The 13,559-nt window shown below is 68.5% G+C and carries 2 protein-coding genes; both read right to left on the reverse strand.

What is annotated here, in order from left to right; genetic code table 11:
- Window positions 1–149 precede the first annotated feature (149 nt).
- Window positions 150–1,331 carry a cytochrome P450 gene (locus tag ACIBNE_RS38240; RefSeq protein WP_399280159.1) on the reverse strand — a complete coding sequence of 394 codons (1,182 nt, stop codon included), beginning with the start codon at window positions 1,329–1,331 and terminating at the stop codon, window positions 150–152.
- Between the two features lie 170 nt (window positions 1,332–1,501).
- On the reverse strand, window positions 1,502–13,540 hold the full coding sequence (locus tag ACIBNE_RS38245) for an SDR family NAD(P)-dependent oxidoreductase (RefSeq protein WP_399280318.1): 12,039 nt from the start codon (window positions 13,538–13,540) through the stop codon (window positions 1,502–1,504).
- Window positions 13,541–13,559 lie beyond the last annotated feature (19 nt).

The following is a 13,559-nucleotide window of genomic DNA, read 5'->3' on the forward strand; positions in this document are numbered from 1 at the left end:
GGGAGGGAACCTTAAGCGGCTCTTGTTTGGGTCTTGCGGGTATCTGGGCAGGAAATTGCCTGATTTGCGTACGGTGCTGTGCCGGGGCGCTTGTCTCGGGGAAGGGGGTGCCGAGGGGTGCCGAAGTGCCGTCGTCGTGCCGGTGGCGCCTACCAGACGACGGGCAGTTCGAGTACGCCGTACGTGTTGTGCCCCTCGCGGGTGACGACCTCCTTGGACTCGTCCGCGAGCCGCAGGCCGGGAAGCCGCCGGAACAGCTCGGGAATGCCGATCCTGAGTTCCGCGCGTGCCAGGTTGTGTCCGATGCACTGGTGGATTCCGTGACCGAAGGCGAGATGGCCGTTCTCACCGGCGGCGGCGTCGAACGTGTCCGGGGCCGCGAACCGCCGCGCGTCACGGTTCGCCGCGGAGACGGACAGCGTCACCGTCTCGCCCTTCCTGATGCGTACGCCGCCGAGGTCGACGTCGGCGAGCGCGGCACGCGAAGTGAACTGCACGATCGACAGATGGCGCAGGAGTTCGTTGACCGCCTCGTCGGAGAGCACCTCGGCGCCCGTCAGTTGAGCGCGGACCTTCTCGTCCCGCAGCATCAGGCAGGCGCCGAGACTGAACATGTTCGCGGTCGTCTCGTGGCCCGCGATGAACATCAGGAAGGCCAGACCGGTCAACTCCTCGTCGTTCATCTCGCCGTCGGCGATCAGCACGCTCAGCAGGTCGTCCGACGGGCTGCGGTGCTTGGTGCGGACGAGCTCCGCCATGACCTCGCCGGTGGCGGCGACCGCCGCGTGGGCCTCGGCGGGCGGCGTCGTCGGGTCGAGCGTCAGTGCGCGCAGCCGGGAGATCTCCTCGCTGATCTCCGGGTCGGCGCCGACGAGTTCCGCGATGACCTGGACCGGAACGGGCAGGGCGAAGGAGTCCACCAGGTCGGCGGGCGGACCCTGGCGTTCCATCGCGTCGATGTGCCGGGTGACGATCCGTTGGATCGCCGGTTCGAGCTGGCGCACGCGGCGCACCGTGAAGTGCCGGTTGAGCGGCTTGCGGTAGCGGGTGTGCTCCGGTGCGTCCATGCCGATGAACATGCCGGGCGAGGCCGGCCGCGGCGCGATGGCCATCGGCACTGGCGAACTCCTCAGCTCGTGCCGGGAGCTGAGGTCGGGATGCGTGAGCATTTCGCGGCCCAGCGCGTGATCCGTGACGAGCCAGCCCAGGGTGCCGTCGGTGTAGGACATCCGGGCGATGGGCCGTCGCGCACGGAGTTCGCCGAGGGCGTCGGGCGGGCTGAACGGGCAGCCCCTGGCCGTGGGGAGGCCGTCGACGACCTCTTCGTACATCTCTCCGTTGGTGTCCCCAGTGGGGTCTCCGCTGGTGTCTCCGCTAGGGTCTCCGTTGGTCTCTTCGCTGGTCCCTTGGTCGATCTCTCGGCTGGTCTCTTGGCTTGTCTCTTCGCTGTAGGTCATGCCATGTCCTTCGTCTCGCGCCGCCGGACCGCGGGGATGCGGCGTCAGAGCTGGTTGTCGATGAAGTCGAAGATCTCGTCGTCCGAGGCGGTGTCCATCTGGTCGGAGATGTCGAGGGAGTCGGCCGCCGAGGGATCCCCCGGGGCTTCGCTCTCGTCCAGCCGGAAGAGGAAGTCCTTGAGACGCGCGGCGAGTTGGGAACGCGTTCCCGCGTCCAGGTCGCCGGAGAGCACGTCCGACTGGAGCCGGGCGAGCTGGGCGAGCGCAGGGTCCTGAGCCGCTTCCTCCTGCGGCGCGAGCCGGTCGCTCAGATGGGCGGCGAGCGCGGCGGGCGTGGGATGGTCGAAGACGACGGTTGCGGGCAGCCGCAGCCCCGTCGCCGTCTTGAGGTGGTTGCGGAGCTCCACCGCGGACATGGAGTCGAAACCGATGTCCTTGAACGCCCGCTCGTCCTCCACGGCGCCCGCCGAGCCGTGCCCGAGCACCGAGGCGGCGTAGCCGCGCACCGCGTCCAGGAGCAGACGGGAGCGCTCGGCGGCGTTCCTGCCTTCGAGCTGCTGCCGCAGCCGTGCCGTCGAGGACTCCGTGCTCTTCGGTGCCCGCGGCGGACGGTTGCCGACCAGTCCGCGCAGCATCGGAGCAAGCTCCGCCCCCTCGGAGGCCCGGTCCCGCAGTACGGCGGGATTCAGCCGGGCCGGGACGAAGAGGGCCCGGTCGGAGCCGGACGCCGCGTCGAACAGCGCGAGCGCCTCCGTGGTGGACAACGGAAGTACGCCGCCGCGGGCCATCCGCGCCCGGTCGACGTCGTCGATCTGTCCGGTCAGCGCACTGGACTGCGCCCACAGGCCCCATGCGAGGGACTGGCCGGGCAGCCCCCGGGCGCGGCGGTGCTGGGCCAGTGCGTCCAAGAAGGCGTTGGCGGCGGCGTAATTTCCCTGCCCGGCGTTGCCCAGGACGCCGGCGAGCGAGGAGAACAGCGTGAACATGGAGAGGTCCAGCCGATCCGTCAGCTCGTGCAGGTTCCACGCCGCGTCCACCTTGGGCCGCAGCACGCGGTCCAGGTGCTCCGGAGTGAGGGACTGCACGACGCCGTCGTCCAGTACGCCCGCCGCGTGTACGACCGCCGTCAGCGGGCGGCTCCCGGGGATCGAGTCGAGCAGCTCGGCGAGCGCCTGCCGGTCACTCGCGTCGCACGCCACGATCTCGGGGGACGCTCCGAGGGCCGTCAGCTCCTCGGCCAGTGCGACGGCGGACTCCGCGTCGGGGCCGCGGCGGCTGGTCAGCAACAGGTGCCGAACGCCGCGTTCGGTGACGAGGTGCCGGGCCACCAGTGTGCCGAGCGTGCCGGTGCCACCCGTGATCAGCACCGTGCCACCAGTGTCCAGCGGCGCCGGAACGGTCAGCACGAGCTTGCCGATGTGCCGCGCCTGACTGAGATGACGGAACGCCTCACCGGCCCGGCGGATGTCCCACGTCCTGATGGGCGCGGGCGCGAGCACCCCGCTCTCGAACAGCGGCACCAGCTCCGCGAACATCTCCCGGATCAGGTCCGGATCCGTACCGACCATGGCGAACAGGTCGTACGCCCGGTAGGCCACCCCTGCGTGCTCGGCGGCCACCGCCTGGGGGTCCCGCAGATCGGTCTTGCCCATCTCCAGGAAGTGGCCGCCCTTGGGCAGGGTGCGCAGCGAGGCGTCGACGAACTCGTGCGCGAGCGAGTTCAGTACGACGTCGACCCCCTGCCCGTCGGTGGCGTCCAGGAAGTCCCGCTCGAAGTCGAGCGTCCGCGAGTTGGCGACGTGGGCCTCGTCGAACCCGTCCGCGCGCAGCACGCCCTGCTTGGGCGGACTGGCGGTGGCGAACACCTCCGCCCCCACGTGCCGTGCCAGTTGCACGGCCGCCATGCCGACGCCACCGGTGGCCGCGTGCACGAGCAGCCGCTGCCCCGCCTTGAGCCCCGCCAGCCGGAACAGGCCGTAGTACGCGGTCAGGAACGTCACGGGCAGCGAAGCGGCCTCGACGAGACCGAGCCCGTCGGGAACACGGCACACCAGGCGGTGGTCCGCCACCGCGACGGGGCCGAGCCCGGTGGTGAAGAGCCCCATCACGCGGTCGCCCGGCTCGAAACCCGAGACACCCGGGCCCACCTCGACGACCACTCCGGCACCCTCACCGCCGATCACCGCGTCGTACCCGGGCAGCATGCCCAGGGAGATCAACACGTCCCGGAAGTTGAGTCCCGCCGCGCGCAGGGATACGCGCACCTGTCCCGGCCGCAACTCCTCCGCGGCCTCCGGGCAGGGTTCGTACGTCAGCCGGTCGAGCGTTCCGTCGCCGGTGGTGGCAAGACGCCACGCGTCGCCACCCGAGCCGTCCGGCAGTGGAACGGGCACGGAACCGTCCCCGCCCGCCGCCGCCCTGGCGAGTCGCGGAGCCAGCAAGTCCCCGTCACGGACCGCCGTCTGCGGCTCGCCGCAGAAGAGAGCGGAGACCGGGACCTGCGGGCCGGCACCGGGCCGGGAACCGCCTTCGGTGTCGATCAGGAGGAAACGGTCGGGATTCTCGGTCTGAGCCGTACGGACGAGCCCCCACACCGCGGACTGCGCCAGGTCGAGCACGTCCTCGTCGGCGCGCGCGGACACGGCCCGGCGCGTGACCAGAGCGAGCCGCGAGCCATCGAGCCGCTCATCGGCGAGGAACCGCTGGAGCAGGCTCAGCACGTCGCGGGCCGCGAGGTGAGCGGCGTCGCCGGTCCCGGCGGAGGCGCGGTGCGCGGACGGGGCCACGACGAGGGTGTCGGGTACGGGGCCTCCCTCGTCGATCGCTTCGAGCAGCGCGTCGAAACTCACGTACGACGTGATGGCGCCCGAGACCGCGCCCGAGGCCGAACCCGAGCCCGAGCCCGAGACCGCGCACACGAGGTCGACGCCGTCGCCGACGACGGCGAGCGCATCCGCCCGAACGCCGCCCTCGCCACCATCGGCGACCGGCCCCCAAGTGATGTGCAGGAGGGAATCCTGCCCGGATTCGCCCGCCAACTGTTCGGCGGCGACGGGACGCGTCGTCAGCTCCGCGACGGTGATCACCGGACTGCCTTCGGAGTCCGTCACGTCGAGCGAAACCGACTGGGGCCCCGTGCGGGCGAGTTTTACGCGCAGGGCGCGAGCCTGGGTGGTGTGCAGCGAGACGCCGGACCAGGAGAAGGGAAGCCGGGCTGTTTCCGCTCCGCTGGTGGCGGTGGCGGTGGCGGTGGCAGTGGCGGTGGCGGTGGAGTCGGGGGAGCCGGGGTTGTCAGAGGCGGAGGTGTCGGAGAACGCGCTGACGTGGAGTGCGGCGTCGAGCAGGGCAGGATGGACACCGAATCCTGTGGTGTCGATGCCCTCCGGAAGCCGTACCTCTGCATAGAGATCATCGTCTGGGCCGTGCCGCCAAGCGGCGGAGAGGCCCTGGAAAGAGGGGCCGTAGGTGAGCCCGAGGCCGACCAGTCGATCGTGGACCTCGTCGATGGGGAGTGTGACGGCGCCCGCCGGTGGCCACTGGGACGGCGAGGAGTCTTGCGAGGCCGTCGCGCCACCGCTGCATCCGCCAGGTCCGCTGTTTTCGCTGGTCCCAGGGGTCCTACTGGTCAAGTTGCCCGTGGCATGAAGCGTCCAGGATGGCTCGTCGCCGCCCTCCCCGTCTGAGCCGGAGCCCAGGCGTGAATGGATCGTGAGGGAACGTGCTCCATTGTCGTCCGGCGGTCCGACGGCGAGGTGCAGCTGGACGGCCCGACCGTCGGAGAGTACGAGCGGCTTCTGGAGGGTGAGTTCTTCGATGTGGTTGTGGCCGGTGTGGTGTGTGGCGTGGAGGGCGAGGTCGAGGAGTGCGGTGCCGGGTACGAGGGTGGTGCCGTGGATGGTGTGGTCGGCGAGCCAGGGGTGGGCATCGAGGGTGAGGCGGCCTGTGAACAAGTAGCCCGAATTGTTGGGTAGTTCGGTGGTTGCTGCGAGGAGGGGGTGGGTGGTGGGTGTTTGGCCGATGTCGGTGGCGTTGGTGATGGTGGGGGTGTGGTGGAGCCAGTAGGGGTGGTGTTGGAAGGGGTAGGTGGGGAGGGTGGTGGTGTGGGGGTGGTGGGGTGTGTAGACCGTGGTCCAGTTGACGGGTGTGCCGTGGGTGTGGGCGGTGGCGAGTGCTGTGAGGACCATATGGGTCTCTGGGTGTTTCGGGTGGAGGAGGGGGGTTGCTGTGGTGTCGGTGGTGGTGTGGGTGAGGGCGGTGAGTGTGGTGTCGGGTCCGAGTTCGAGGTAGGTGGTGGTGTGTTGAGCGTTGAGGGTGGTGAGTGCGGGGTGGAAGCGGACGGTTTGGCGGAGTTGGCGGGTCCAGTAGTGGGCGGTGGTGAGGTCTTCCGGGCGGGCGATCTCACCGGTGAGGGTGGAGACGATGGGAATGCGGGGCTGGTGGTAGGTGAGACCGGCCGCGACGGTGTGGAAGTCGTTGAGGATGGGGTCGAGGTGGTGGGAGTGGAAGGCGTGGCTGACATGCAGTGGGGTGGTCTTGCGGCCTTGCCGGGCGAAGTGTGCAGCGACTTCGGCCACTGCGCCGGTGTCGCCTGAGATCACCGTGCTGGTCGGGCTGTTGAGGGCGGCGATGGTGACGTCGGTGCGTCCGTTGAGGGCGTGGAGGGTTTCGGTTTCGGTGGTGTGGAGGGCGGTCATGGCTCCGCCGCTCGGGAGGCCGTGCAGGAGCCGTGCTCGGGTGGCGACGAGGGCGCAGGCGTCTTCCAGGTTCAGCACGCCTGCGACGTGGGCGGCCGCGAGTTCACCGATGGAGTGCCCGGCCAGGAACTCAGGGACGACACCAAAATGTTCCAGGAGGCGGAACAGTGCTGTCTCCAGTGCGAAGAGTGCGGGCTGGGTGTATAGGGTGTCTTCCAGCAATGCTGCCTGTTCACTGTCCTCGTCGGCCCACATCACCTCCCGTAGTGGCACGTTCAGGTGCGGGTCGAGGAGTGCGCACACCTCGTCCAGGGCTGTGGCGAACACTGGGTAGGCGGCATACAGCTCGCGCCCCATGCCAAGTCGCTGTGATCCCTGTCCGGAGAAGAGGAACGCGGTCTTGGCGGTGGCGGCTGCTGACCCTCGTACGACATGAGGTGCTTCCGCGCCTGTGGCGAGTGCGTCCAGTCCGGCCAGGAACCCCTCCCGGTTCTCGGCGATCACGGCGGCCCGCTGCTCCAGGTGTGCGCGTGTGGTGGCGAGGGAGTAGCCCACGTCCGCCGAGGTGAGATCGGTCTCGGCTACCAGGGACCGCAGCTGGGCCGCCTGGTCCCGTAGCGCGTCCTGGGTCTTGGCGGAGAGCACCCATGCCAACGGTCCGCCAGTTTCTTCCGACTGCTCCTCAGCCGCGGTGTTCGTGACTGGTGCTTGTTCGAGGATGATGTGGGCGTTGGTGCCGCTGATCCCGAACGAGGACACGGCTGCGCGCCTTGGCTGTTCGGTGTCGGGCCAAGCTTGCTGTTGGTTGAGTAGGGATACTGCGCCTGTGGTCCAGTCGACGTGGGGTGAGGGTTCGTCGACGTGCAGGGTTCGCGGGAGCACTCCGTGGCGCATTGCTTCGACCATTTTGATGATGCCGGCGACTCCGGCGGCGGCCTGGGTGTGGCCGATGTTCGATTTGATTGATCCCAGCCACAGCGGGCTGTCCGCGTCTCGGTGCTGTCCGTAGGTGGCCAGCAGGGCCTGCGCTTCGATGGGGTCGCCCAGGCTTGTCCCGGTGCCGTGTGCCTCTACGGCGTCGACCTGGTCGGCGCTGAGCTGGGCGTCGGCGAGCGCGGCCTGGATGACCCGCTGTTGTGATGGCCCGTTGGGTGCGGTGAGGCCGTTGCTGGCGCCGTCCTGGTTGACGGCCGAGCCTCGCAGTATGGCCAGTATGGGGTGGCCGTTGCGTTTGGCGTCTGATTGGCGTTCGACGAGGAGGAGGCCGACGCCTTCGCTCCAGCCGGTGCCGTTGGCGGTGGCTGCGAAGGGTTTGCAGCGGCCGTCGGGGGACAGGCCTCGTTGGCGGCTGAACTCGATGAAGGTGGAGGGGGTTGCCATGACGGTGACGCCGCCTGCGAGGGCGAGGTCGCATTCGCCGTTGCGCAGTGCTTGCGCGGCCAGGTGCAGGGCGACCAACGATGACGAGCAGGCCGTGTCGATGGTGACAGCGGGGCCTTCGAGACCGAAGGCGTAGGAGACTCGGCCCGAGGCGACACTGGCTGATGCACCAATGCCGAGGTAGCCCTCGTAGTCCTGTGGAATGTGGTTCTGGAAGCGGCTGGCGTAGTCGTTGTACATGATGCCGGTGAAGACGCCGGTGCGGGTGCCGCGCAGTGTTTCGGGGTTGAGGCCGGCGCGTTCGAGGGTTTCCCAGGCGGTTTCTAGGAGGAGGCGTTGTTGGGGGTCGGTGGCGAGTGCTTCGCGGGGGCTCATGCCGAAGAAGTCGGGGTCGAAGTGGTGGGCGTCGTGGAGGAAGCCGCCGTGGTGTGTGTAGCTGGTGCCGGGGTGGTCGGGGTCGGGGTTGTAGAGGTCTTCCTGGTCCCAGCCGCGGCTTGTGGGGAAGGGGGTGATGGCGTCAGTGCCTTCGGCTACGAGTTTCCAGAGCTGTGCGGGAGAGGTGACCCCGCCCGGATAGCGGCAGGCCATGCCCACGATGACGATCGGATCGTCTGCCGTGTGTCGTACGGCAGGTGTCCGCTCCGCGTTGACGCGCTGATGGTCATGCGCCGAAGGGAGCTGCGATGCGAGGTATTGGGTCAGGTGGTCGGGCGTCGGATGGTCGAAGACGAGGGTGGACGGCAGTCGGAGACCGGTTGCCGCAGTCAGCCGGTTGCGGAGTTCGATCGCGGTGAGGGAGTCCAGCCCTAGCGACTGGAAGCTGACGTTCGGCTGGACGCCTTGGCCGTGTGTGTGACCCAGAACGCTGGCCGTGTGCGTCGCGACCAGGTCCATAAGGGCTTGGCTCCGCTCACCACTGGCCAGGTTGGCGAGTTGGTCGGCCCAAGAGGACGAGACCGTGGCGAGCCGAGTGCGGAGGGGAACGAGCTGTCGATACAGCGGGGGGAGCTGATCCGCCTGTGCGCGGAGGGCGGTCGTATCCAACAGCATCGGTATGAGGTGTGGTTGTGGGGTGGTGAGTGTGGTGTCGAGGAGGGTGAGGGCTTGGGTGGTGGGGAGGGGGTGGATGCCGTTGCGGTTGAGTCGGGTGTGGTGTTCGTTGGTGAGGGTGGTGGTGATGGTGCTGGTTTGTTGCCAGAGGCCCCAGGCGAGGCTGGTGGCGGGGAGTCCTTGGGTGTGGCGGTGGTGGGCGAGTGTGTCGAGGAAGGTGTTGGCGGCGGCGTAGTTGGCTTGTCCGGGGTTGCCGAGGATGCCTGCGGCGGAGGAGAAGAGGATGAATGCGGCGAGGTTGTGGTGTTTGGTGAGGTGGTGGAGGTGCCAGGCGGCGTCGACTTTGGGTTGTAGGACGGTGTGGAGTTGTTCGGTGGTGAGGTTGGTGAGGGTGGCGTCTGCTGTGGTGCCGGCGGTGTGGATGACGGCGGTGAGGGGGTGGTTGTCGGGGATGGTGGCGAGTAGGTCTGTGAGTTGTTGTGGGTTGCTGGTGTCGCAGGCGGTGATGGTGACGTGGGCGCCTAGGGCGGTGAGTTGGTCGTGTAGTTCGGTGGCGCCTTGGGCGTTTGGTCCTTGCCTGCTTGCGAGGTGGAGGTGGCGTATGCCGTGGTGGGTGACGAGGTGGTGGGCGATGAGGGTGCCGAGAGTGCCGGTGCCGCCCGTGATCAGCGCGGTGCCGTTCGTATCGAGAGGTGATGCTTGGCTGTTTGCTGGATCCCCTTCGCTCGCCAGGACCGGAGTGAACATCTCTCCATTCCTCAGGACGACTTGGGGATCATCGCTATCGAGAGCGGCGCATAGAGCATCGTTCGAGGCCTTCGAGTCGTCGGTGTCGACGAGCCGGAACTGATCCGGATTCTCGGACTGAGCGCTGCGCAGTAGCCCCCAGACTGTGGCTGCGGCCAAATCGAGGGCCGTGTGGCTACCGGGGGCGTCGGACGTACCGGAGGCGGAGACGGCTCCTCGTGTGGCGACCACCAGGCGGGAGGCAGCGAGCCGCGGCTCGTTGAGCCAGGCCTGCGTGAGCGCGAGGACGTGTTCCGTGACGGAGTGCGCGGCCTGGGTGGTGTCGGCACCGTCGGGGGTGACGCAAGGGATGACGATGACGTCTGGAGGCGAAGCCTCGGCACCGTCAGCTGCGGCGTCGAGCGATGTGACCAGTTCTTTCACGTCGGTGTAGGACTTGACGGCCTGGTGACCGCTCTGTTCCAAGGTGGCCCGAATCCCAAGAGCATCCGTGCCGAGAACTCCCCATGTCGCCGTGCGGTGGGTGGGCTCCTGTCCCGAGGCCGGGCTCCAGTCGAGACGGAAGAGGTGGCGCCTCGCACGACCAGGGTGACTGGGGTGGGCGAGGGAATCGGGTACGGGGCCGAGGCGGGCGGCTGCCGTGGCAACCGGGCGGCCCGAGTCGCCGGCGACTACCACAGCGAACGTGTCGTCGTCCTCCGGGGTGAGCCGCACGCGGAGCACTGAAGTGGGTGCGGAGTGCAGGGCGACGCCCGACCAACGGAGGGGGACGCGCGCAGCGCGGTCACGGCTGTCGCTGTCGACTTTTGGCGCGAGGAGGGCGGGGTGCAGGGCGGCGTCAAGGAGGGCTGGATGGATGTCGAATCCGTCGGCGGCCGTACCTGCCATGCCCGGCTCCTCGGACAGGTCCACCTCCGCGAAGACCGTACCGTCGTCGTACTGCCAAGCGGCGCGAACGCACTGGAATACGGGGCCGTACGCGAGGCCGGCAAAGGAAAGGTCCTCGTACAGCTCACCGATGTCGAGCGCGAGCGCTCCTTCGGGCGGCCAGGTCCCCGCTAGCGCCCTCTGCTGCTGCCGATCGGGTTCTGAGTCGACCTGATTAAGGGTGGCGGTGGCGTGGATAACCCATGGGGAGTCCGACTCCGGATCAGAGTCCTCTGCCTGGGAGTCGATGCTGAGTGTGGCGGATGTGCTGTCGTCGGCTTCTTCGACTGTGACGCGGAGTCGTACTGCTGTTTGTTCGGTGAGGGTGAGGGGGGTGTGGAGGGTGAGTTCTTGGATGTGGTTGTGGCCGGTGTGGTGTGTGGCGTGGAGGGCGAGGTCGAGGAGTGCGGTGCCGGGTACGAGGGTGGTTCCGTGGATGGTGTGGTCGGCGAGCCAGGGGTGGGTGTTGAGGGTGAGGCGGCCGGTGAATAGGTGGGCGTTGTTGGGGAGTTCTATTGCGGCTGCGAGGAGGGGGTGGGTGGTGGGACTCTGCCCGATGCCGGAAGCATCGACGATGGTTTCGGTTTGGTGGAGCCAGTAAGGGTGCTGTTGGAAGGGGTAGGTGGGGAGGGTGGTGGTGTGGGGGTGGTGGGGTGCGTAGACCTTGGTCCAGTTGACCGGTGTGCCATGGATGTGGGCGGTGGCGAGTGCTGCGAGGACCGTATGGGTCTCTGGGCGTTTGGGGTGGAGGAGGGGGGTTGCTGTGGTGTCGGTGGTGGTGCGGGTGAGGGCGGTGAGGGTGGTGTCCGGGCCGAGTTCGAGGTAGGCGGTGATGTGTTGGTTGGTGAGGGTGGTGAGTGCGGGGTGGAAGCGAACGGTGTGGCGGAGTTGGCGGGTCCAGTAGTGGGCGGTGGTGAGGTCTTCTGGGCGTGCGATCTCGCCGGTGAGGGTGGAGATGATGGGGATGCGGGGCTGGTGGTAGGTGAGACCGGCCGCGACGGTGTGGAAGTCGTTGAGGATGGGGTCGAGGTGGTGGGAGTGGAAGGCATGGCTGACATGCAGGTTGGTGGCCTTCCGGCCCTGTTCGGTGAAGTGGGCCGCGACTTCGGCGACTGCGTCCATGTCGCCTGAGATCACCGTACTGATAGGCCCGTTGAGGGCGGCGATGGTGACGTCGGTGGGTCCGTCGAGGGCATCGAGGACTTCGGTTTCGGTGGCGTGGAGAGCGGTCATGGCTCCGCCGCTCGGGAGGCCGTGCAGGAGCCGTGCTCGGGTGGCGATCAGGGTGCAGGCGTCTTCCAGGCTCAGCACGCCTGCGACATGCGCGGCGGTGAGTTCACCGATGGAGTGCCCGGCCAGGTAGTGGGGTGTGACGCCGAGGTGTTCGAGGAGTCGGAACAGTGCCGTTTCCAGGGCGAAGAGTGCGGGCTGGGTGTAGAGGGTGTCTTCTAGGAGTGCGGCCTCGGGAGTGTCCTCGTCGGCCCACATCACTTCCCGCAGCGGCATGTCTAGGTGCGGGTCGAGCTGCGTGCAGACCTCGTCCAGGGCTGTGGCGAACACCGGGTAGGCGGCGTACAGCTCGCGTCCCATGCCGAGACGCTGTGATCCCTGTCCGGCGAAGAGGAACGCGGTCTTGGCGGTGGCGGCTGCTGACCCTCGTACGACATGAGGTGCTTCCGTGCCCGTGTCGAGCGCGTCCAACCCGGCCAGGAACCCCTCCCGGTCCTCCGCGATCACCGCGGCCCGCTGCTCCAGATGGGCACGCGTGGTGGCGAGGGAGTAGCCCACGTCCGCCGGGGACGGTTCGGTCTGGTCCACCAGTGTCCGCAGTCGTACGGCCTGCTCGCGCAGGGCGTCCTGGGTCTTGGCGGACAAGACCCACGCCAGCGGGCCGGTCGGCGGCGCGGGGGCTTCCGTGACTTCGGTGGGGCTCTTCGCCGGTGCTTGTTCGAGGATGATGTGGGCGTTGGTGCCGCTGATCCCGAACGAGGAGACGGCTGCGCGCCTTGGCTGTCCGGTGTCGGGCCAGGCTTGCTGTTGGTTGAGTAGGGATACCGCGCCTGTGGTCCAGTCGACGTGGGGTGAGGGTTCGTCGACGTGCAGGGTCTGCGGCAGCACTCCGTGGCGCATCGCCTCGACCATTTTGATGACGCCGGCGACTCCGGCCGCGGCCTGGGTGTGCCCGATGTTCGACTTGATCGATCCCAGCCACAGCGGGCGCTCCGCGTCCCGGTGCTGCCCGTAGGTCGCCAGCAGGGCCTGCGCTTCGATGGGGTCGCCCAGGCTTGTCCCGGTACCGTGTGCCTCTACGGCGTCGACCTGGTCGGCGCTGAGTTGGGCGTCGGCGAGTGCGGCGCGGATAACCCGCTGCTGTGACGGCCCGTTCGGCGCGGAGAGCTGGCTGCTCGCGCCGTCCTGGTTGACCGCCGCACCCCGCAGTACCGCCAGGATCTGATGGCCGTGGAGTTCCGCGTCCGCAAGGCGCTCCACGAGCAGGAGCCCCGCCCCCTCGCCCAGGACGGTGCCGTCGGCGGACGCCGCGAAGGACTTGACGCGGGCGTCGTGCGCCAGGCCTCGCTGGCGGCTGAACTCGATGATGCTCGCGGGAGTCGCCATGACGGTGACGCCGCCCGCTAGGGCCAGGTCGCATTCGCCGTTGCGCAGTGCCTGCGCGGCCAGGTGCAGGGCGACCAGCGACGAGGAGCAGGCCGTGTCGACACTCACCGCCGGGCCCTCGAACCCGAAGGTGTACGCGATGCGGCCGGACGCGACGCTCTGCGAACTGCCTGTGACCAGGTAGCCCTCGAAGCCGGCCGGGACCTGATGCATGACGCGGGATCCGTAGTCGCCGTACATGATGCCGGTGAAGACACCGGTACGGCTGCCGCGCAGCGACTCCGGGTCGATCCCCGCGCGCTCGAAGGTCTCCCAAGCCGTCTCCAGGAGGATCCGCTGCTGGGGGTCGATGGCCAACGCCTCGCGCGGGCTGATGCCGAAGAATTCCGGTTCGAATTCATGGGCGTCGTGGAGGAAACCGCCCTCGCGTATGTAGACCTTTCCTTCCTTTTCCGGGTCCGGGTCGTACAGGGCATCGAGGTCCCAGCCGCGTTCCGTGGGGAATGCGGATATCGCGTCCCTACCGTTCACCGCGAGGTGCCACAGGTCCTCTGGCGAGCGGACCCCGCCCGGATAACGGCAGCCCATCGACACCAGAGCGAGGGGTTCCGACGTGCCGGTCTCCGCCTCGACGAGCCGCTGCCGGGTCTGGTGGAGCTCGGCCGTCACTCGTTTCAGATAGTCGCGG

This window comes from Streptomyces sp. NPDC050504, from assembly GCF_044458065.1.
Lineage (GTDB): Bacteria > Actinomycetota > Actinomycetes > Streptomycetales > Streptomycetaceae > Streptomyces.

Coding starts and splice junctions, on each gene's coding strand:
- ACIBNE_RS38240 (WP_399280159.1), bottom strand. CDS start 1,331: ATGTACGAAGAGGTCGTCGACGGCCTCCCCACGGCCAGGGGCTGCCCG.